Origin of the sequence: Levilactobacillus suantsaiihabitans (assembly GCF_004745505.1) — a bacterium.
Lineage (GTDB): Bacteria > Bacillota > Bacilli > Lactobacillales > Lactobacillaceae > Levilactobacillus > Levilactobacillus suantsaiihabitans.
Genome location: NZ_RKLX01000015.1, coordinates 1 through 22,540, shown reverse-complemented (window position 1 = coordinate 22,540; position 22,540 = coordinate 1). Strand labels below are relative to the sequence as shown.

Annotated in this window: 17 protein-coding genes; 14 read left to right on the top strand and 3 right to left on the bottom strand. The window is 53.2% G+C overall.

What is annotated here, in order from left to right; all coding sequences use genetic code 11:
• Position 1 precedes the first annotated feature (1 nt).
• From alr to EGT51_RS09130, 3 genes are all read left to right on the top strand, one after another.
• Positions 2-1,123 (top strand): alanine racemase, encoded by a 1,122-nt coding sequence (gene alr, locus EGT51_RS09140; RefSeq protein WP_135368409.1) that lies wholly within the window; start codon positions 2-4, stop codon positions 1,121-1,123.
• Between the two features lie 81 nt (positions 1,124-1,204).
• Positions 1,205-1,438 carry a hypothetical protein gene (locus EGT51_RS09135; protein ID WP_135368408.1) on the top strand — a complete coding sequence of 78 codons (234 nt, stop codon included), beginning with the start codon at positions 1,205-1,207 and terminating at the stop codon, positions 1,436-1,438.
• A 35-nt stretch (positions 1,439-1,473) separates the two neighbouring features.
• Positions 1,474-1,854 carry a type II toxin-antitoxin system PemK/MazF family toxin gene (locus tag EGT51_RS09130; protein ID WP_125576347.1) on the top strand — a complete coding sequence of 127 codons (381 nt, stop codon included), beginning with the start codon at positions 1,474-1,476 and terminating at the stop codon, positions 1,852-1,854.
• A 673-nt stretch (positions 1,855-2,527) separates the two neighbouring features.
• On the opposite strand, the gene cbpA is transcribed toward EGT51_RS09130, so the two are convergent.
• The 3 genes from cbpA to EGT51_RS09115 all read right to left on the bottom strand — a co-directional run bounded on the left by cbpA (position 2,528) and on the right by EGT51_RS09115 (position 6,783).
• A complete protein-coding gene (gene cbpA, locus EGT51_RS09125; protein WP_048732552.1) occupies positions 2,528-3,169 on the bottom strand; it encodes a cyclic di-AMP binding protein CbpA in 642 nt (213 codons plus the stop codon).
• 323 nt (positions 3,170-3,492) lie between these two features.
• Entirely contained in the window at positions 3,493-4,881 is a 1,389-nt protein-coding gene (locus EGT51_RS09120; protein ID WP_135368407.1) for a L,D-transpeptidase family protein, read from the bottom strand.
• Positions 4,882-5,817: 936 nt separating this feature from the next.
• Positions 5,818-6,783 (bottom strand): L-lactate dehydrogenase, encoded by a 966-nt coding sequence (locus EGT51_RS09115; protein ID WP_135368406.1) that lies wholly within the window; start codon positions 6,781-6,783, stop codon positions 5,818-5,820.
• A gap of 641 nt (positions 6,784-7,424) precedes the next feature.
• Here EGT51_RS09115 and pth point away from each other — a divergent pair.
• The 11 genes from pth (at position 7,425) to dusB (ending at position 21,992) form a co-directional block, all read left to right on the top strand.
• Entirely contained in the window at positions 7,425-7,982 is a 558-nt protein-coding gene (gene pth / locus EGT51_RS09110; protein ID WP_125576353.1) for an aminoacyl-tRNA hydrolase, read from the top strand.
• 16 nt (positions 7,983-7,998) lie between these two features.
• Entirely contained in the window at positions 7,999-11,547 is a 3,549-nt protein-coding gene (gene mfd, locus EGT51_RS09105; RefSeq protein ID WP_135368405.1) for a transcription-repair coupling factor, read from the top strand.
• Between the two features lie 248 nt (positions 11,548-11,795).
• Positions 11,796-13,376: a polysaccharide biosynthesis protein gene (locus tag EGT51_RS09100; RefSeq protein WP_135368404.1), complete on the top strand. Its 1,581-nt coding sequence runs from the start codon at positions 11,796-11,798 to the stop codon at positions 13,374-13,376.
• A gap of 1 nt (position 13,377) precedes the next feature.
• The gene (locus tag EGT51_RS09095) at positions 13,378-13,650 is read left to right on the top strand and encodes an RNA-binding S4 domain-containing protein (RefSeq protein ID WP_135368403.1); all 273 of its coding nucleotides are present in this window, start codon (positions 13,378-13,380) and stop codon (positions 13,648-13,650) included.
• Between the two features lie 548 nt (positions 13,651-14,198).
• Positions 14,199-14,606, top strand: coding sequence for an FtsB family cell division protein (locus tag EGT51_RS09090; RefSeq protein ID WP_135368402.1), 408 nt, complete (start codon positions 14,199-14,201; stop codon positions 14,604-14,606).
• A gap of 299 nt (positions 14,607-14,905) precedes the next feature.
• Positions 14,906-15,451, top strand: coding sequence for a S1 domain-containing RNA-binding protein (locus tag EGT51_RS09085; protein WP_135368401.1), 546 nt, complete (start codon positions 14,906-14,908; stop codon positions 15,449-15,451).
• A gap of 64 nt (positions 15,452-15,515) precedes the next feature.
• Positions 15,516-16,883 carry a tRNA lysidine(34) synthetase TilS gene (gene tilS / locus EGT51_RS09080; protein WP_135368400.1) on the top strand — a complete coding sequence of 456 codons (1,368 nt, stop codon included), beginning with the start codon at positions 15,516-15,518 and terminating at the stop codon, positions 16,881-16,883.
• Positions 16,884-16,899: 16 nt separating this feature from the next.
• Positions 16,900-17,442: a hypoxanthine phosphoribosyltransferase gene (gene hpt, locus EGT51_RS09075; protein WP_135368399.1), complete on the top strand. Its 543-nt coding sequence runs from the start codon at positions 16,900-16,902 to the stop codon at positions 17,440-17,442.
• A gap of 107 nt (positions 17,443-17,549) precedes the next feature.
• On the top strand, positions 17,550-19,658 hold the full coding sequence (gene ftsH, locus EGT51_RS09070; RefSeq protein WP_135368398.1) for an ATP-dependent zinc metalloprotease FtsH: 2,109 nt from the start codon (positions 17,550-17,552) through the stop codon (positions 19,656-19,658).
• A 421-nt stretch (positions 19,659-20,079) separates the two neighbouring features.
• Positions 20,080-20,967 carry an Hsp33 family molecular chaperone HslO gene (hslO, locus tag EGT51_RS09065; RefSeq protein WP_135368397.1) on the top strand — a complete coding sequence of 296 codons (888 nt, stop codon included), beginning with the start codon at positions 20,080-20,082 and terminating at the stop codon, positions 20,965-20,967.
• 11 nt (positions 20,968-20,978) lie between these two features.
• Complete coding sequence (dusB, locus tag EGT51_RS09060) at positions 20,979-21,992, top strand: tRNA dihydrouridine synthase DusB (protein WP_135368396.1); 1,014 nt, start codon at positions 20,979-20,981, stop codon at positions 21,990-21,992.
• Positions 21,993-22,540: the final 548 nt, after the last annotated feature.

Here is a 22,540-nt window from a genome sequence, read left to right as displayed (position 1 = left end):
CATGGTAGTTGGGGTTCATCGGCCAACCAAGTTAGTGATTGATCGGCAAGCGTTACGGGAAAATATTCACACGGCGGTCTCGCGGTTAGCGCCCGGGTGCGAATTGTTTATGGTTGTTAAGGCTAACGGTTACGGCCACGGGGCCATCCAGGTCGCCCAGGCGGCCAAGGATGCTGGCGCCACGGGGTTTTGTGTGGCCATTTTAGATGAGGCCTTGGAGTTACGGGCCGCGGGCTTCAACGAACCCATTTTGGTATTAGGGGTGGGGGACCCAGCGGATGCGCCGTTGATGGCTGAAAAGCGTATTTCGGCGACGGTCGCGGCACAAGACTGGTTGACGGAAGCGCACCAATACTTGGCGTTGGCCCACGTGACGGCGCCGTTGCAAGTACACTTGGGTCTGGATACTGGCATGGGCCGCATTGGCTTTAAGACTAGCGCGGCCTTACAAACGGCGGTGGCGTACCTCAACGCGCACGCTGATTTGAATTTTGAAGGGATCTTCACGCATTTCTCCACGGCCGACAGCGCAGACGACCACTATTTCAAGCAACAGGTGGCGACGTGGCACGCTTTGACCAGCAAATTGACCCGGTTGCCGCGCTACGTCCACGTGTCCAATTCGGCTACCAGTCTGTGGCATGCGGAATGCAACGACAACATGGTGCGGTTTGGCGTGGCCGGGTACGGATTAAACCCTTCAGGGACTGAAGTGGCGGCCCCGTATACCTTACACCCCGCCATGCGTCTAGAAAGTGAATTAGTTCACGTAAAACGGGTCGTTGCCGGCGAATCCGTCGGGTATGGTGCGACCTACACGGCGCAAGAGCCGGAATGGGTCGGGACGGTTCCGATTGGTTACGCGGACGGCTACGAACGGCGGCTACAAGGCTTTCACGTCCTCATTGCCGGTCAGCCTTGTGAAATCATTGGTCGCGTCTGCATGGATCAACTGATGGTGCGGTTACCTCAGGAATTTGCCCGGGGAACCCAGGTCACGTTGGTGGGTCGTGATGGTGACGAAAGCATCAGTCTACAAGACGTTGCCGACTATTGTGGCACAATTCACTATGAGATTGCCTGTGGCTTTACCGCGCGGTTACCGCGGGTTTACGAAAATTAAATTATGGGCTTCTAGTGTCCTGATTCATCGTTTCGTGGTAAACTAGATGAGACGAAGGATTAACTTGAGGAGGGGCAATTCATGGCTCAGTTACAACAATTGAAACGGCCGCAGTTACGGCTGCGCATCACCCGAACAGCACGGCATCAATCGTTGGTTCCCCTGCGTTCAGCAGCGGCGAACAAGCTAGCTTTAATTGTTGGGTATCAGGCAATGGCGCTTATCAACCGAGATTTGGCGCGGGCCTTCACCCCATGTGAAGAGGAAGCCGAACGGCGGTTAACCCAGTTTCGTAGAACCGAGATCAAGAATTAAGTCTAAAAATTAATACAGTTAGGGGATGGCGGCCCATGGCCCGTGTTGAAGTCAAACGCGGTGACGTATTCTTCGCCGACCTATCACCAGTCGTTGGTTCGGAGCAAGGTGGCATGCGCCCCGTGTTAATCATCCAAAACAACGTGGGGAACCACTATAGTCCGACCGTAATCGTGGCGGCAATCACCGCTCGGATCGAGAAGCCTAAAATGCCGACACATGTCGGCATTTCCGCAGCTCGAACCGGAATTGAGCGGGATTCCGTCATTTTGCTTGAGCAAATTCGGACCATTGATAAGCAGCGATTGAAAGATCAGGTTACCCACTTGGACGTAAAAACGATGGCGGCGGTCGACGCTGCCCTTGCAACCAGTATCGGCTTGGTGGACAAGGCGCGTAAGAGAAAAGCGAAATAGATTTCGTACATAGCATTGCGGCAAAAAAAGCTGGAGAATCACCTCTTTTTGGTGATTCTCCAGCTTTTTGTCTACCGCTATCCGCAATCAGTGGGCTGAGCTGACGATACTGGTTCTAGCTGTCGCCTTACCGTCCGTCCCATATGAGACTGGAACGCGGTGGGCGGACCGGTCGAGCCAAAGAGCGGTCTCGCCCTCGCTTTGAGCCGTAGGGCACGTCTCAAAGACGCCAGTTCCCTAAGCGCCATGAACCGTGCCGCTAAGGGAACTCCCACGGCTGAGCTCATATGGGACGGACTCTCGGCTAGGTTGGTGATTGATGGCAACGTGTGTGAAGTTGTAGCAGTCAGACAATCGTGGTTGCCAGCGGCTGGCCTGAACGAAATCGATGTTGCAGTATAGCGCCATTTCGCCGGAGGAGGTCAGGGGTGGAGCCAGCTGTGTCGACGGTGTTGGCCGAGGTCCTTTCTCGGCCTACAGCGTGGGGCGACTTGAGAGACTGGCGGGGTTTGCCAGGCTTTCAAGCGAACCGGAAGACCGCCCCTCAGGCTGGAGGTGTCCCCCATAGCAGGCGGAACCCCTGACAGCCGCAGGCACCAGTACATCACACATAAGCTAAAAACAGCCAAATCAAAAAGGCCAGCCGCCGTGGCGACTGACCGGGAAAGCTGGCTTAGTTTTCGTGCCGGAGATCTTCAATTTCTGGCACGTGGAATTCTTTACGTTCCAGCGCCTTGACGATGCGGTCGAGTTTTTCCTCGTCCACTTCGGCGGGCAGGGTGAACATGGTCCGGTGAACCAGTTCGCCTTCCTGCGCGTCCAGACTAATGACACTGGCGATGGACGTGTACTTGGTGATGATCTTGGCCATGCCGGCCAGGTCGCCACGTTCACCAGCAGAGACTACCGTGATCACGTAACTGCCGATGTTGACGTTCCAAGACTGGGACAGCATGTCCATCAACCGCGTATGCGTGAGGATGCCGTAGAAGGCGTTCTTGTCGTCCAAGACCGCGATGTAAGGTAAATCCTTGATGGAGAAGAAAACGTTGAAGAAGGCCGCGTTAACGGAAATAAACTTGGTGGCGTTCTTCAGTAATGATGTCACCGGGAGCTGCATGTCGCCGCCCCGGGATTTATGACGATAGATATGCATCTTGTAGATGTTTCCTCGGAAAATTTGCCCCGTTTCATCTAGAATTGGCACACACCGATAGCCTGAGTCTTCCAAGACCTTCAAGGCTTGTTCCAAGGTGACGTCCTCGCGAACCGTAACCAAACGTTCCTTCGGCTTCACTAGGGATTTAAGCAGCATAGCAGATGACCTCCTAAAAATTAGAAACTTCTAATAATCTCCTCTAATAATACCATATTTTACCCCCCAACGGGTAGCAATTTCGGGGGAATTTCGTGTTAAAATAAAAGAAAGTTGGTTAAGGAGGGAAGACCCCGTGAAGAATTCAAACGATCCCGAAGATAAGCCAATCATTACGAAAAAATGGTTGTATTGGACGTTGGCTGCCTTCGTGGCCATTTTAATTTTATTGGCCATTGGGATGATTTTCTAGTCCCCAAAAGTGGCCGCAAAAAAGTGGCAACTCTTCGCAAAGGAGAGTTGCCACTTTTTTTAAAATTCAATTAGAAGACGATAACGGGGGTGCCCACTTTGACGTTGGCAAAGACTGCCGCAATCTTCGAAGGTGGGGTGTTCACGCAACCGTGAGACCCGTGTGTCTTGTACCAGGTGCCACCGTATTGTGGTTGCCACGAAGAATCGTGGATCCCCACGCCGGTGTCATCGATTGGCATCCAGTACTTCACTGGGGAAGCGTAACTGGACCCATTGTCGTTTTGACCACGTAAGGTGGCGTTGCGTTGCTTACTCCAAATGACCCAAACACCAGTTGGCGTGTGGTGCGCAGTCGTTGGTAACCCAGTCACAACGTCGGTTGAAACGACGACTTTTCCGTTCTTGTAGACCCACATGTGCTGGTTAACTTTATCAACTTCAACGTACGATTTACCGATGTCCGTGCCATCGCTATGGTAGCCGCTGCCTTGAATGGCCGGCGTCCGGTCCATGCCTTTACCCGCCAACACATCTTTACTCAGTGCAGGGGTTTCGGACTTCACTTTGATGCTCCAGCCATACAGACCAGCCTTGACCTTGACCGTACCGCGCTTAGTTGACTTAAACGTCCGGGTCTTGTTGATGGTCCCGTACTTGCTGCTGAGCTTGGTCAAATAAGTCTTGATGGCCGCATTATCCGTGGTCAGCTTGCCGTTCTTAAACGTTAACCAGCTGGCAATCGTCTCACTTGGAATCGTGATCTTATGCCCGCTGAGTTTGTAACGGTAAGTTTCTTGGGTAATGGATTGGGCCTTGGCTTTCGCCGTCTTAAAGGTCGTAGAGGTCGTGGTGACTTTCGGTTGGAGATAATCGCCGGAAACGTCGACCGTGTTCGCGCCCTTTTCGATGGCTGAAGTGATGGTTTTGGCTAACTTGCTGGCATCGAGTTGGTTACCTTTTTGTTCTTTGGTAACGACCCAGCTGCCATCTTGGTAGCTAAATGAGGCATCTTTGGCAGCCGTCCGCGTCTTGTTCGCCTTAGTCGCAATCGATTTGGCGAGGGCCTGGACGCTTTCTTGATTCTCGTCACTGGCATTGAGCTCGAGGCTGTCTGCGGTGGCGGTCGTCACGTGGACGGGCCAACTCCAAATATTCTGCTTACCAATCAATTGTTTGAGGGCCGCCGTGGAGGTGACTTTCAGGTCAACTTGTTTGGTTTTAATGGTGGTGACGGTTTGACTGCCATCCTTTAATGTATATTGCTGATTCTTCAGCGCCGTTTTTAACTTGGCCGCCGCTTGGCTAGCCGTGTTGCCACCGACGTTAACGCCGGCAATCTCCGTGTCCTTAAAGAAGACTTGGGCTGAAGAGTAATGAATTGCTTGTCCAACGTAAATGGCACCGACCGCAACTACTGCGGTCACTAAGCCAATCACGAGGCCTTTTTTCTTTTTCATGGGTACAACCTCCTAAAATAGCCAGTGGAGGAAAAGTCGTCATGCTTAATTATCCCTGTTAGCATACTCCCAGCTTACTTCAAAGTACCTTAAATGGCAACGTGAACGCATTTATGATAACGGTTACATTACTTTCAGGGCGCCTATCACACGAATTCAAAAAAATTCTGAGTGCAAGTATTCGGGTGACTTAACCGTTTTGCTATCACGCGATAAACGACACTGAATGTCGGCAGAAAGAAACGCCAACCGGCTGTTAGACGTGTCAAGTAACATGCACGGTACACCTGGTTTTGCAGACTAGGTATCGATCGAGTGGGCACGTCACTCAGCGGCTAGCAGAGGCTGCTCTGACTATCTCCAACTTTCCCAGTATATAGTTTTAATGCTGACCAGTCGCGGCAAACGGGCTTGTCAATCGTCAGTAGATAGAACGGGAGCGTTATGGTGAAGACTAGTCCCGTTATCAGACTGACCATCAGAGGACGGGGGGCAGGACGCCTGGTTAGATTGAGCAATCAACTGGTGGTCCAATTTACAGACCGGTGATAACCGTCTCTTGGAAGAGAAAAGGGCATCACTAGGATGACACGGTCGACGGGACCGGCGGATTCAAACGTTGGAGCTAAGCGGCTGGTTGCTGACCACCACCACGTAGCCGATAGTTCGCTAGAGATGAGTTCAGCTGTGGGAGTTCCCTTAGCGGCGTGGGCCATGGCGCTTAGGGAACTGGCACCTTGGAGACGCGGGTTATCGGCTCCAAGGTGAGGCCCAAGACCGCTCTTTGGCTTGGGCCGGCGCCCTCAGCGTTCCAACTCATCTCTAGCGAACGGCAAGGCGGCCAGCTCCATCCAGGTTGCGGACAACAACCACCGCATCCCAACCCACAAAAAAATCGCCGCTCCAGTGAAGGAGTGGCGATTCAAGTGATTTAGCTTAGCCTTCGAGGGCAGCTAAACCATCAGCAGTAACCTTCTTTAAGGTTTCAGCTGACTTAGCCATCAAGTCCTTTTCCTTGTCAGAAAGAGGCACTTCGATAACCTTTTCGATCCCCTTAGCGTTGATGATTGCTGGGGTACCGATGAAGATATCGTTCAAGCCGTATTCACCGTTCAGTGGGGCACCGACAGGCAATACCGCGTTTTCGTCACGCAGGATAGCCTTGGTGATCCGCATCAAGCAGGTGGCAACACCATAGAAGGTTGCGCCCTTACGGTTAATGATTTGGTAAGCCTTGTTACGGGTGTCATCTTCGATCTTAGCTAAGTCGTCATCAGTGATGCCGTGTTCCTTAGCGATGGCCTTCAATGGCTTGGAACCGATAGTGGCTTCGTCGTAAGCGGCGAATTCGGAATCACCATGTTCACCCATGATGTAAGCTTCAACGTTCCGTGGGTCAACGTCCAGCTTGTTAGCCAGCGCAACACGCAGACGAGAAGTATCCAATGAAGTCCCAGAACCAATAACCTTTTCCTTAGGGAAGCCAGAGAACTTCCAAGTAGCGTAAGTTAAAATGTCAACTGGGTTAGCAGCAACCACAAAGATACCGTCGAAACCGGAATCAACGACTGGCTTAACAACAGCCTTGATGATCTTCAAGTTCTTGTTGACTAAGTCCAAACGAGTTTCGCCTGGTTTTTGAGCGGCACCGGCAGTGATGACAACCACGTCTGCATCCTTGCAGTCAGAGTAATCGCCAGAGTATACCTTTTTAGGTGCGGTGAAGACTTGTGCATCCTCGAGGTCAAGGGCGTCCCCTTCGGTCCGTTCCTTAACAACGTCCACAATAGCTAATTCTTCTGCTAATCCTTGGTTTACCATTGAGTAGGCGAAAGCTGAACCAACAGCGCCGTCCCCAACTAAAACAACTTTTTGATGAGTCTTAGTAGTCAAATTCTTCATCTCCAAATAAGTATTTTGACATCAAGGTACGCAATAATACCCGTGAGTTAGTATACCATGTTAAAAGCCTGAAAGCTATCGCTCAGACCCGAATTTTGTGAAAAACATCATTTATTTTTTCATGGGTCAGTTATCTAGACGAAAACACGTCATGACGGTGAATGAGCAACTTGCTCCCCGGAAAGACGCGCTTGGGACGTGAAAATAACCCGGGAAAAGGACCGGCTAAATTCACATGGAACTCCCGATGAGAAGTGATTCAGCGGCGAGATTTCGGCAAGTGAGCCGGCCGTAGCAGCCTTTCACAAGCTAACAGAAAACGGTCATTTTTTACCAGTTTCATGGAAAAGTTTGGTCACATTTCACAAGTCACAGGGCCCACATGACGGCCCCGTTCAAAATAAATTTAATTATTTTTCACATGACCGATTTTTAACCGAATTTGTGAAAATCGGCAGCGGGGGCAGTTGGCCGATTGCGCAAGCAGGTTCCGTGAAGTTCAGGGGGGACTATGCTATACTCAAGGGTGGTAATTTTGAATCGAGAAAATAATCTGAGCGGCTGAACGGTGAGGTATGGCTTCCGTCCAGCTCTTTTGTCTCTAGCTCAGGAGAACTGCACTAAGGGAGAATAATTTTAAAATGAAAATGATCGTTGGTTTAGGAAATATCGGTCCGCAATATGACGGCACTCGGCACAACACCGGTTTCATGGTCGTGGATGCGTTTGCCAAGGAACACAACATCACGCTGAACACGCGTAAGATGGATGCCCGCTTCGGCAGTGGCGTGGTCAACGGCGAAAAGGTTTTGTTGGTCAAGCCCACCACCTTTATGAACGAATCCGGCCGGGCCGTGCACCCCATCATGAACTATTTCAAGATCGACGTGGACGACATCATGGTCGTTCACGACGACATGGACCTGCCGGTAGGGCGGATTCGCTTGCGGGACCACGGTTCAGCCGGGGGGCACAACGGTATCAAGAGCATCATTGCTCACGTGTCGACGGAGAAATTCAAGCGGCTGCGGGTCGGCATCGCCCATCCCCAACAGCACACCGTCGTGGATTACGTGTTGGGCAAATTTACCACGGACCAGCAACCACTCTTCAACCAGGCCACGGATCAAGCCGTCGCGGCGTTGGACGACTGGTTAGCCGGAAGTGAGTTTACGCAGCTGATGAACCAGTACAACTAGGATAGGAAGTTATCGCGTGAATTTAGAAGAATTTATGACGCAGACCGTGCAATTTCAAACGATCAAGCGGACCTTAGCGCCGGGCCAGCGCCAACTAGTGACCGGGCTAAACGGGTCCGCCGAAACGTTGTTCATTGCCAGTTTGCTCCATGACCAACAACGGTCAATCGTCTATGTGACGGACACCTTATATCACGCCGGCCAACTCGTCGATGATCTCGCCAACCTCTTGCGCGACGACGAGCTCTTTGAGTTTCCCGTCGAAGAATTATTGGCGGCCGAGGTGGCCACGAGTTCACCGGAATACCGCTCGGCTAGAATCGACGCCTTGCGCGCCTTACAAAGTGACCATCCCGTCGTCATCGTGACGGCACTGTCGGGGTTGCGGCGCTTCTTACCCGCGCCCGACAATTTTGCGGCGGCCCGGTTCACGGTCAAGGTCGGCGACGATTTTGACCTCGAAGCCCTGCAGCAGAAGCTGTTTGCCATGGGGTACGCCCACCAGAAATTAGTGGCGGCCCCCGGGGATTTTGCCGTGCGGGGGTCCATCGTGGACATTTACCCGTTGGCGGCGGACTATCCGGTGCGGCTGGACTTTTTTGATACCGAGGTGGACTCCTTACGGTACTTTGACCCCGCTACGCAGCGGAGTATCGAAAATGCCGAACAGGTGGAAGTCTTGCCGGCGACCGACTTCATTTTAACGGCCGCGGAACGGACGGCGGGGGCCAGTGCCCTGAGTGATGCGTTGCACACGCAGGCGGCCAAGCTAGACGCCGAGGGGGCAGAAACGCTGACCAATCAGGTCCAACCCCTGATCGATGGGTTGCAAAAGGGCTCCGTTGACCCGCAATTAATGGAGTTTGCCGACTATTTATTCCCAGAACACCACCAACTGCTGAACTACTTACCCGCAGATGGACTGGCCTTGTTCGGGGACTATTCGCGTCTTCAGGATGCCGAACGGCAATTGCTAGAAGACGAGGCCAATTGGGCGACCGATAAATTGAGTCACCACCAGATTTTTGAACAACAGGTCTTTGGCGGCGAACTACGGCCCATCGTCAAGACCGACGATCACGCCCAGATCATGTTGGCGCTGTTCCAAAAGGGGATGGGCAGCTTACGGTTCCAAGCCATCACCAACGTCACGACCCGGGCTATGCAACAGTTTTTCGGGCAGTTGCCGGTCATGAAGACGGAGATCGACCGCTGGCAGAAGCAAAAACAAACGGTGGTTCTCTTAGTTCAAGACGAGGAACGGTTGGAGAAAATCGAAAAAACGCTGGATGACTTTGAAATCAAGGTCGTGCTGACCAAGTCGGCCAACCTACAAGCCGGCATTACGCAACTGGTTCCAGAACGACTCCACACCGGGTTTGAATTGCCCGAGGCCAATCTGGTGATCATCACGGAAGCCGAGATGTTCCAGAAGATCACCAAGAAGCGGCCGCGGCGCCAAACCATGGCCAACGCGGAACGGTTGAAGAGCTATACCGATTTGAAGCCCGGCGATTACGTGGTCCACGTCAATCACGGGATTGGGAAATTCATCGGGATGCAGACGTTGACCGTCGATGGCGTGCACCAAGACTACATGACCATCGATTACCAGGACAACGCCCAACTGTTTATTCCGGTCACGCAGCTGAACCTGATCCAAAAGTACGTGTCCTCCGAGGACAAGAAACCGAAGATCAACAAGCTGGGCGGATCCGAGTGGGCCAAGACTAAACGCAAGGTTGCGGCCAAGATCGAAGACATCGCTGACGAATTGGTCGACCTGTACGCCAAGCGTGCGGCCGAAAAGGGCTATGCTTTCCCACCGGACGACTCGCTACAGACGGACTTTGAAAATGACTTTCCGTACGCCGAGACGCCTGACCAACTCCGGACGATTGAAGAAGTCAAACACGACATGGAAAAGCCGCGGCCCATGGACCGCTTGCTGGTCGGTGACGTGGGCTACGGGAAGACCGAAGTGGCCTTGCGGGCGGCATTTAAAGCCGTTGAAGCCGGCAAACAGGTCGCCTTTTTAGTGCCCACGACCATTTTGGCGCAACAACACTATGACACCATGGTCAGCCGCTTCGAGGGCTACCCCATCAACGTGGAAATGTTCTCGCGGTTCCGGACGACCAAGCAGATTCACCAGTCCATCAAGGACCTGGAGAGTGGCAAATTAGACATCGTGGTCGGCACGCACCGGTTGTTGTCACAGGACGTGAAGTTTAAGAACCTGGGACTGGTACTGGTCGATGAGGAACAACGCTTTGGAGTCAAGCACAAGGAGCGGCTCAAGCAGTTGAAGGCCAACGTTGACGTGTTGACGCTGACCGCCACGCCAATTCCGCGGACCCTGCACATGTCGATGCTGGGGGTCAGAGACCTTTCTGTCATCGAGACGCCACCGGCCAACCGGTTCCCCATTCAGACCTACGTCATGGAACAAAATGCCGGGGCCATTCAAGACGGGATTCGCCGGGAAATGCAACGGGGCGGCCAAGTCTTTTACCTGCACAACCGGGTGGAGGACATCGAAAAGACCGTGGGCCAGGTCCAATCCCTGGTTCCCGAGGCCCGTGTCGGCTTCATCCACGGGAAGATGACGGAAGCTCAACTCGAAGGCGTGCTCTTTGACTTTCTGCGCGGCGAATACGACGTGCTGGTCACGACGACCATTATCGAGACGGGGATCGACATCCCTAACGCCAACACGCTGTTCGTCGAAAATGCCGACCGAATGGGCCTGTCGCAGCTGTATCAACTGCGGGGGCGGATCGGGCGCAGCAACCGGGTGGCTTACGCGTACTTCACGTACAAGCCTAACAAGGTGCTGACCGAGGTCAGTGAAAAGCGGCTGGAGGCCATCAAGGACTTCACTGAGCTGGGATCCGGATTCAAGATCGCCATGCGGGACCTGTCGATTCGGGGCGCGGGTAATTTACTTGGCAAACAGCAACACGGGTTCATCAATTCCGTGGGGTATGACTTGTACACGCAAATGTTAAGTGAAGCTGTGGCCAAGAAGCGTGGGAAGAAGACGCAACCGAAGACCGATACCACGGTCGAACTGGGTGTCGAAGCTTACCTGCCGAGTGATTACATTGAAGATGAACAACAGAAGATTGAAATGTACAAACGGATTCGCCAACTGGAAAATGACGACGAGGTCAGTGAGATTCAAGCCGATCTGATCGACCGGTTTGGCGAATACCCCGAAGCCGTAAGTCAGTTACTCACGATTGGGCAATTGAAGCTGGCGGCCGATTTGGCCCTGGTCGACAAGATTCGCCGGGTCAACGGGGATGTCTTCGTCACGATTTCCAAGCAGGGGACCGATATCTTAGGCGGCGAGGACGTCTTCAAGGCGTTGGCCGCCATGGATCTGAAGGCAACCGTCAGCATCAACGACGACCGCCTGCACATCAAGCTGGTCATCCAGCCGAAGATGACGGTCAACGACTGGTTGCCGCAGGTGCACCAATTCTTGGCCGCCCTGCGCGACATTGTCGCCAAAACCACGAAGCCCCAAGACAATGCGGCGGCTACGACGGACAAGTAGCCGTTACCGTGGTGGTGGCTGGCCGCCTTGCCGTTCGTCAGTTATGAGACTGGAACGCGGTGGGCGGACTAGCCGACCATAGAGCGGTCTCGTCTTCGCTTTGAGCCGATAGCTCGCGTCTCCAAGTTGCCAGTTCCCTAAGCGCCGTGGATCATGTCGCTAAGGGAACTCCCCCAGCGTTCCAGGCTAGATTTCGCGCCACGGTAAGGCGGATTAGAAAAATATTAGTCATTTCAAGGAGGGTGTCGATGGGCAACCGCAATGTAAATACGACCTTGCAGGGGGCCCTGATTCTCTCGATAGCCGCGTTTATCGCCAAGCTATTGAGTGCCGTCTACCGGGTACCCTTTCAAAATATGGTCGGCAACACCGGGTTTTACGTGTACCAACAGGTCTACCCGCTTTACGGCATTGGCATGACCTTTGCGTTGAGCGGCTTGCCGGTCTTTATTTCCAAATTAATTGCCGAGGCGCCAGACTTGCCAAGCCAACAACTGGTGGCTCGCCAGGTCTCTCGGTGGGTCTGGGGATTGGCCATTCTCATTTTTGGTGGCCTGATGCTCGGGGCGCCCGCCATTGCGCGAGGCATGGGGGATGCACAACTTGCGCCATTGATTCAGATGGTCGCGTGGATGTTTCTCCTGATGCCCGCGTTGTCCGTGGGCCGGGGCTATCACCAAGGGCGGTTTCACATGTTGCCCACGGCGCGTTCCCAGGTCGTTGAGCAGCTGGTCCGCGTCGTCGTTATCTTAGTGGCGGCCGGCTGGGCGACCAGCCACGACTGGTCCGTTTATCGGATGGGGACCTGGGCGCTCAGTGGCGGAACGGTGGCTGCGGTGGCGGCGTTAGTCGTGTTGCCCCGCTGGCGTCAACCGCAAGCGCCCACCCGCTGGCGCGTACCGCATTTGGGCCGGCGCCTACTGATCGAAGGAGGCACCTTGTGTCTTCTGACAGCGATGATGGTTTTGTTACAACTGGTCGACTCCTTTACGGTGAAAAATGGCCTGGTGACCGGCGGCATGAGCGACTTAGCCGCCAAGAGTCTGAAAGGGGTCTATGACCGAGCCCAGCCGTTGGTTCAGTTGGGACTGGTGGTGGCGGTGGCCTTTGCTACGTCGCTCCTGCCGGCCTTGAGTGAGGCCCAACACCAGGGGCGGCCGCAAGCGTTTAAGCGGCTGACCACGACTATGATGCGCATTGCGTTGATGATTGCCAGTGCCGCCACAGCGGGGTTGATCAGTCTGATGCCATGGATCAACCGGTTGTTATTTGGCGATACGCAAGGGTCGGGAATGCTGGCGGTCTACATGCTGGGCATCATCCTGGCCACGCTGATTCAAACGTACAATAGTGTGTTACAAAGTCAGGACAGCTACCGGCTCACGGTACTGGCCCTGACGGTGGGGTTGCTGGTCAAATGTGTGGCCAACCGCTGGGCCGTGGTGCATTTCGGCGCCGGTGGGGCCAGCTGGCTAACGGTGCTGAGCTTGGCGGTCATGTTCATCGTGATTTGGTACGGCTCGGCTCAAGAGTTGCGAGCTGGGGTCTGGTCACGGGCGTTCATTCGCAAATTGTTAGGGTGTACCATCCTGATGGTCGCCGGGGTCCGCATCGTGGCCACGCTCCTGACGAGCTGGTGGCCGGTGCTGGCCACGGGACGCTTGGCGGCCGGCGTCGGGCTATTACTGACGATTCCGGTGGGGGTCGTGCTCTTCTTTGGCCTGGCTTTGAGCTGGCAATTGCTGAGCGTGCGCGAATGGCTGGCGATTCCCCACGCAGAAACAATGTTAAGATTGTGGCAAAAATTGCGTCAACACGGAGGAAAATAATATGCGATTAGATAAATATTTAAAAGTCTCACGGATCATCAAGCGGCGTTCAGTCGCTAAGGAAATTGCGGACAAAGGCCGGATCGAAATCAACGGGAAGGTCGCCAAGTCCTCAACGGAAGTCGCCCCTAAGGATGAGTTAGTTATCAAGTTCGGGAACAAAACGTTGACGGTCCAAGTCGACGAGCTTCTGGAAACCACGAAAAAGGACGACGCGGAACGGATGTACACCATCGTCAAGGAAGAGTACGCCCAAGACTTCCGCCAAGACTAACTTTATAGACGCGCGTAGACTGGCAATACATTCGGGGCTGGTCGCCTAGCGTTCGCATATTAGGCGTTCTGTCTGTTGTGGGAAACGTCGGCAGCCTCAGGACAGGCTGTGGTTCGCTGGCACTACGCTTAGTTATTGCCGGCGGATAGGCATATTTGTCCTCACTGACTTAACAAACTTAGCCGTAAAACCTGACGAGGCTGCCAAGCACTACCGTAGCCGAGAGTGAAGCCAAATACGGGCTCAGCCGTGGGAGCTCCCTTAGTGACACGGTTCACGTCGCTTAGGGAACTGGCGTCTTTGAGACGCGGGTTGCCGGCTCAAAGCGAGGACGAGACCGCCCTTTGGCTCGACCGGTCCGCCCACCGCGTTCCAGCCCGTATTTGGCGAACGGTAGGCGACCAGCATGGTAAGTGTTGCCAAGCCAATGCTTGGTATACCGCGGAATGTGACGAATGTTTTACAATGTGCGTAAGGCGGTAGACGTGGTATTTGAAACTTGCTATACTCAAGTTAAACTATCTGGTGAAAACTGAGGAGTGAGGGCCATGGCGGACGCGAAACCGACGGCAAAGATTCAACGACTGGAAAACGATTATACGCGGAAATTAGATCACCAACAGGCGGTTGTGCACCATCACCACTGGTTGGGCCATCGGCGCATGCGGCGAGCTACCCGAATCCTCGTGGTGTTCGCGGTATTTGCGGTCATTTTGGGTGTCCAGTTGATCAGAAGCCACGCCAGCCTGCACCAAGTCGATCAGCAAGTCACGACTAGCAAACAACGCCTGGCCAAGTCCCAGGCGAAGAATGCCGACTTGAAGCTAGAAATCAAGCAGCTAAACGATAAGGATTACTTGGGCCAGTTGATTCGGTCCAAGTACTATTACTCCAAGACCGGTGAGACGATTTACAGTCTCCCGGGCGACCACGCCAGTGACGTGACGGCGAAGTAAGGTTATTACAAGAGTCTGGGATTTGATTCCTGGGCTCTTTTTGATAGGGTGGTGCCTTGGCGTAGTGGGTGACCGGAGTCATGGTCGGCACGCGAAATAATCGCCACCCGTGTCCCTGGTTTACATCGTTAGCGCAACCGTTTGATGTGCTGACTAATTGGAGCGAAAGTTAATTTAACAAGGTTTACCGGGCGATAAAAAGTTGGTCAAGGGGCTGTAATTTTTTTGTTTGGACGTGTGGCATTGGGGAGAATTGTGTTATACTGAAAGCACTTATTTTAAGGAGGAACTTCTTGTTTATGGCAATCGAGGTTGGAGCTAAAGTTACCGGAAAGGTCTCCGGAATTACGAACTTTGGTGCATTTGTTGATTTAGGTGACCACAAGACCGGGCTGGTGCACATTAGTGAAATTTCTGACGGGTATGTTAAGGATATCCATGACGTGTTATCCGTTGGTGACGAGGTAACGGTTAAGGTATTAACCGTGGGCAATGATGGAAAGATTGGGCTGTCGATTCGTAAGGCGACGGACCATCCGGCGTCAGAACGGCCACATCACAACCACAACGAACACCGTGAGAACAATCACGGCGGCAACCGTGACTTCCACGGCAATCGTGGTGGGGAAAACCACGGTCATGGTGGCCGACGGTTTGAAAACAACGGGTCGCGGCCACATCACGGTTCAGCGAATGGCCGTTTCTCAGGGCATCACTCGGCTAAACATGAAGAAAGCTTCGACGACTTGATGTCAGGGTTCTTGAAGCAAAGTGAGGACCGTTTGGCAACGATTAAACGTAACACTGAAGGTAAGCGTGGTGGCCGTGGTGGCCGGCGCAGCTAATCTGCCTTCAATCAGGACCGCATTCGTGCGGCCCTTTTTGCTAACGGAAGTGGGGGTGTGATGGGTGACACTAGAAACGGCCTTTCAGCAAAATTGGCGGGCCAACGGCTGGGCCGACCCTAAGCGACGTGTCTTAGTGGCGGTGTCGACCGGTGTGGATTCCATGGTGCTGCTGCAGTTGATTTCCCGGCTACCAGCGACGCAACGACCAGCCATCACGGTGGTGCATGTCAATCATCAGTTGCGTCAGCAGAGTCAGACGGAAGAGGCCTTTTTACGCCAATGGTGTGCCGACCACCAGCTCCCATTGGCGGTGGCAACTTGGCCAAGCGCGGCCCATCCCACGCACGGCATCGAGGCGGCGGCCCGCGCGTTTCGTTACCAGTTCTTTCAAAAACAGTTGCAACAACAGCACGCCGCCTGGGTGGCCACGGCGCATCAGGCCGATGAACAGGCAGAAACGATACTGTTGAAACTGATACGCGGGGGCCAACTGGATCAGCTGACCGGCATGGCTGCGAGCCGACCATTGGCACCGGGCCAAGTGATTCACCCGCTGCTGCCCTTTACCAAGGCCCAGTTGGTGGCCTACGCGCGTGAGCAGCAGCTGCCTTGGTACGAAGATGCCACGAATCAGTCACTGGTTGCCAGCCGGAATCGGGTGCGTCACGAGATTTTGCCGCAACTGCAACGGGAGAATCCGCAGGTCGTCCAGCATTTAAATGGATACGCGCAACAGCTACAGGCGACCCTAGCCGTCGCCAACCGGTCGCTGGACCAGCAATTGGCCCGCATCGTGACGTCTCATACCCCGGTGACGGGGCAAACGGAGCGCCTGTTGGCCGCGCCGATTGCGGAGCAGCGACTGTTGTTAGCCCGCTTGCTCAGTCGGACCGCTCCCGGCACGTCGGTGAGCGAGACCCATTTGACGGCTTGTTTACAACTGTTGGCCAGTACGCAACACCCCACGGGCACCGTGGCGTTCGGTCGAGATTGGGTATTCATTAAAACGTATGACCGCTTTCAATTTTTACAACCGAAAAAATTCAAGGAAAAATCCGTGGAACATTTTAGATTTATGGTAGACTTAAACCAATGGCGGTCGGTTGGTAACGGCTGGCAGATTGGTTGCTTTACCACAGCACAGCAACCAACGCTTTCTCCCCACGAAACGGTGGCCCTGACGCCGGACCAGTTACCCTTGATGGTCCGATCGTGGCAACCGGGTGACCGCTTACGGCTGGCCACGGGGCATCATCAGTCGGTCCGCCGGGCATTGATCAATGCCAAGGTGCCCCAAGATGAGCGCTCACGGCAAGTCGTTTTGGTCACGGCGACGGGAGACGTGTTGGCCCTGTTGGGGGTGAAGTGGTCGGTCTACCCACCACGGCCGCACACAAAAAACTATCATATTGTTTGGAAACATGAATAGGCGAAAGGGGAACAGCATGAATAACGATATTTTAAAGGTCCTTTACAGTGAGGAAGACATTGCCGCAGCTTGCAAACGGTTAGGCACGCAACTCGCCGAGGATTACAAAGACAAGACGCCCTTGATCATCTGTGTGTTGAAGGGGGCCATCTTGTTTATGACCGACGTGATCCGCGACATGGATATTTACGCAACGATTGACTTTATTGACGTCTCCAGTTACAACGGCGGCACGGCTTCTTCCGGGACCATCAAGTTACTCAAGGACCTGGATACCGACGTTGCCGGTCGCGATATTTTGTTAGTTGAAGACATTATCGACACCGGGCGGACTTTGAAGTACTTGGAAGACCTGTTGAAGGACAGAAACGCCAAGTCGATCAAGGTCTGCACCTTGATGGACAAACCCAGTGGCCGCGTGGTTGAGGCCAAGGCGGACTACGTTGGGTTCAACGTGCCGAGTGAGTTTGTCGTGGGCTATGGTCTGGACTATGAAGAAAAGTACCGTAACCTTCCGTACGTTGGTGTTTTAAAGCCCTCAGTCTATTCAGATAAATAATTAGTCAATGATAGTCAATTGTGATAACATCTTATTTAGTTAAGGGGCATTTGCCCTAAATTCTGTTCCTATCTTAATGCTGGGAACTGTGGGTAAGGAGGCACGACATGAATAATCGACGAAATGGGCTGTTTCGTAATAGTCTATTTTACATTGTGATCTTCTTGTTGGTCATTGGTGTTGTTTACTTGTTTAACGGTAACAACAGCAGCTCACAATCCCAAGAAATCCAATCGAGTCAGTTCGTTAAAGATTTAAATGCGAACAAGATCAAGAATTTCTCCATTCAACCTTCCGGGGGAGTTTACAAGATTACCGGTGAGTATCGGAACGCCCAAAAGCGGACGACCAATACAGGCTTTAGTCTCGGCGGTTCACAAAGCACCGCTGTGACCAGCTTCACCACGCAAGTCTTGACGAATAACTCGACGGTTTCCGAGATTGACAAGACCGCCAAGAGTCACAATGTAAAGGTCAACACCAAAGCTGAAGAGTCGAGTGGCTTCTGGATTAACTTGTTAGTCTACGTAGCGCCACTAGTCATTTTCTTCTTCTTCTTCTACATGATGATGGGTCAAGCCGGCCAAGGCGGCGGCAATGGCCGTGTCATGAACTTTGGGAAGAGCAAGGCCAAACCAGCCGACAGCAAGGAAAACAAGGTTCGCTTTGCTGACGTTGCTGGTGAGGAGGAGGAAAAACAAGAACTGGTCGAAGTTGTCGAGTTCTTGAAGAATCCGCGTAAGTTTGTTTCATTAGGTGCCCGGATCCCATCTGGGGTTTTACTTGAGGGCCCACCTGGTACTGGTAAAACGTTGCTAGCGAAGGCGGTGGCTGGTGAAGCCGCTGTACCATTCTTCTCGATTTCTGGGTCAGATTTCGTGGAAATGTTCGTTGGTGTCGGGGCCAGTCGTGTCCGGGATCTGTTTGAACAGGCCAAGAAGGCCGCACCTTCCATCATCTTCATTGATGAAATTGATGCGGTTGGTCGTCAACGGGGTGCCGGCATGGGCGGTGGCCACGATGAACGTGAACAAACGTTGAACCAATTGCTGGTTGAAATGGACGGGTTTACTGGGAGTGAAGGCGTCATTGTGATGGCCGCTACCAACCGTTCAGACGTGTTGGACCCTGCCTTGCTGCGGCCAGGCCGGTTTGACCGGAAGATCTTAGTGGGTCGGCCAGACGTTAAGGGTCGTGAAGCGATTCTGAAGGTTCACGCTAAGAACAAGCCATTAGCTAATGACGTTGATTTAAAGGAAATTTCCAAGCAAACCCCTGGCTTTGTCGGGGCTGATTTGGAAAACCTCTTGAACGAAGCGGCCTTACTGGCGGCACGGCGGAATAAGACGCAGATCGACGCTTCTGATTTGGATGAAGCCGAAGACCGCGTTATCGCTGGGCCAGCTAAGAAGGACCGGGTCATCAGTCCCGAGGAGCGCAAGACGGTGGCTTACCACGAAGCGGGGCATACCGTTGTTGGGTTAGTCTTAAACGACGCCCGCGTGGTCCACAAGGTAACGATTGTCCCTCGTGGTCGTGCTGGCGGGTACGCCATCATGCTCCCACGGGAAGACCAAATGCTGATGTCCAAGAAGGATGCCATGGAACAGATTGCCGGCTTAATGGGTGGTCGGACGGCCGAAGAGTTAATCTTCCACTCCGAATCATCCGGGGCCTCCAATGACTTTGAACAGGCAACGCAAATTGCCCGTTCCATGGTAACCCAATACGGGATGAGTGACGCCTTAGGGACCGTTGCGCTGGAAAGTGCTGGCGGCCAACCATTTGCTGGTGCTGGCTACCCCGGTCAACCAAGTTACTCAGAACACACGGCTAACTTAATTGATAGCGAAGTTCGCCGGATCATCGGGGAAGCGCACGACACTGCCCGGAAGATTCTGGAAGAACACAAAGCAGAACACAAGATTATTGCGGATGCCTTGCTGAAATACGAAACGCTGGACGAAAAGCAAATTCTCAGCTTGTTTAACACTGGGAAGATGCCGGAAAAGGACGGCAATGACGAATTTCCAAGCGAAAAGGCGGCCACGTTTGAAGAATCCAAGCGCGAATTAGAACGGCGTGAAGCCCAACGACAAGCTTCTACGGAAGCTAAGTTAGCTTCGTCCGCGGCCCAAAACCAGTCCTCAGCGGCTGATTCAGCGGCAAGTTCGGCAGCAGACGATTCACACGATGACACCGATCATTCAGAATAGTCACACGAAGGGCGAGACCTGCATCTCGCTCTTTTTGTTTGGCATTTAGGGTGGGGGTAACGAGAGCGGAACCGGCTGCCTTTTGGCGCACGTTTCAGCTAAGTAAAGGTAACGCGAACGAGCCTGGGAGGTTTTGCCTCAGGCTCGTGGGTAACGACCCGGATGTTGGGGCGAGGCAGTAGGTGACCCGCTGGCAAAGACAGCCGTGATTAGTGACTATCGCTGACAACCCCGTGAGAGTGGCCCGGGTAAGTAAATGGCGGCAATCTGATATGCGCCTTGGGAAAGTCGACTTGAGTGGCCAATAAATCTCAAGTAAACGACCGGCGACCAGGACGCTCACAGTCGTTACTATTTGCAAAAGCCGCGGTTTCTGGTAAGGTAGGGCATGGTGAAAAGACACGAAAGGACGTTTACAAGAATGGCAGATTATTTAGTAAAAAGTTTGATTGATGATGGGATGTTCCGGGCCTATGTGGTCGATGCGACCGAGACCGTGGCCGAAGCCCAACAACGACACGACACCTGGAGTGCCGCCACGGCAGCTTTGGGGCGGACCTTGATTGGGACCATGTTGTTGTCAACCTCCCTATTGAAGGGTGAAGAAAATCTAACGGTCAAGGTCAATGGTCACGGACCCGTCGGCGCTATCGTGGCGGACGGCAATGCCAACGGGACGGTCAAGGGCTATTTGCAATACCCACACGTGAGCCTGCCGTTGAACGAAAAGCACAAGATCGACGTTAAGAAGGCCGTGGGGGTCAACGGGATGTTGACGGTCACCAAGGATCAAGGCTTGGGACAACCCTACACGGGACAGGTGCCGCTGATCTCTGGTGAGCTGGGCGAAGATTTTACCTATTACCTGGCCAAATCCGAACAGATTCCAAGTGCGGTCGGTGTGTCGGTATTCGTGCAACCCAACAACACGGTCAAGGTGGCCGGGGGCTTCATGATTCAAACCATGCCGGGGGCCTCCGACGCGGCCATTTCACGACTGGAACAACGGCTCAAGGAAATGCCGATGGTCTCAGAACTGCTGTTGGACGGGCAGACACCAGAAGAGATTCTCCAGTTACTGTTCAAAGACGAAAAGATCAAGATTTTGCAGAAGATGCCAGTCTCCTTCAAGTGTGACTGCTCTAAGGAACGGTTTGCCAAGTCGCTGGCAGCCATTCAACCGGCGGCCTTACAAGAAATGATCGATCAGGACCACGGTGCAGAGGCCGTTTGTCATTTCTGCGGAACCAAGTATGAATACTCAGAAGACGAGTTGCGGCAGATTCTCGCCCAGGCTCAGGCCAAGTAAGGAGGCCGCACATGTCTTGGAAAATTGGGGATGTTGAAATTGCCAATCGCGTGGTGGTCGCCCCAATGGCAGGGGTCACAAACGTCGCTTTTCGCCGTATCTGTAAGTCGTTTGGTGCGGGGCTGGTGACCTGTGAGATGATCTCCGGGCAGGGCATTCACTACCACAATCAACGGACGCTCAAGATGATGGCGGTCGATGCCCATGAGCACCCGATGAGCATTCAGATTTTTGGCGGGACGCAGGAAACGTTGGTACAGGCCGCCCAGTACGTCGACCAGCAGACCAATGCGGACATTATCGACATTAACATGGGCTGTCCGGTCAATAAGGTCGTGAACACGGATGCCGGGGCCAAATGGCTTCTGGATCCACAAAAGGTCCATGATATGGTCGCCGCAGTTGTCTCAGCAGTCGATAAGCCGGTGACGGTCAAGATGCGTACCGGCTGGGATGATCATCACATTTTAGCGGTGGAAAATGCGCTAGCTGCGCAAAGTGGCGGGGCCAGCGCCATTGCCATGCACGGACGGACCCGTAAGCAGATGTACCAGGGACACGCGGACTGGGATATCTTAGCGCAGGTCGCCCAGCACCTAACGATTCCCTTTATGGGTAACGGGGATGTGCGCACCCCCCAGGATGCCAAACGCATGTTGGATGAGGTCGGCGCCGATGCCGTGATGGTCGGACGTGCGGTCATGGGCAATCCCTGGCTCCTGCAGCGCATCAATCGGTACCTAGCGACGGGGGACCTTCTGCCGGAGCCCACGCCAGCAGAAAAAATTGCCACGGCGAAGGAACATTTGCATCAGCTCTGTGAGGCCAAGGGGCCAGTAGAGGGGCCACGCGATTTTCGCAATCAGGTCGCTTACTATCTAAAGGGCATTCCGCACGCGGCCCGCACCAAGGTCGCGCTGACGGATGCCACGGACGAAGCCGTCATGATGACGTTGTTAGATGACTTTTTAGCTAAAATGGCGGCTCGTAGCCAACGCACACCGGTGCACCGCTTTACAGATTGATAACTCACTAGGGTGAGTGGGCTCAAAGACGATTAGCCAGCGAGCATTGAGGTTGATCACCGAGTAATTCTGATTTTGGATTGCTGGTGATCAGGTTTAAGCGGAACGGCACACGTTTCAGCTATATAAAAGTGATGTGAATGAGTCTGGGAGGTTTTTCCAGGCTCTTTTTTTGATTTATTCTGAAAATTCCCTTGACCGGGATGCAGATAATTGATAAGATATTACCTGTTGCTGATTAACGCAGCCGATGCATAAAGAACAATTTATATGAATAGTCATACAAATTCAAAATTGTGCTTGACGAGTTAAAACGTAACTGATACAATGATTTATGTTGTCACGACGCAAAACAACTTGATTTAGAGATTTGAATATTGAATAAATATTCAAATCAAAATAAAAAAAGATGTTGACACGTTTTAAACGACATGATATACTTTAAAAGTTGTCACGGAGCGATTGCTTCTCTGATAACTTGGTAGACCTTTGAAAACTGAACATTGTTTCGACAAACCAAATATGTGTAGGGCGGTTTGATACTTGGT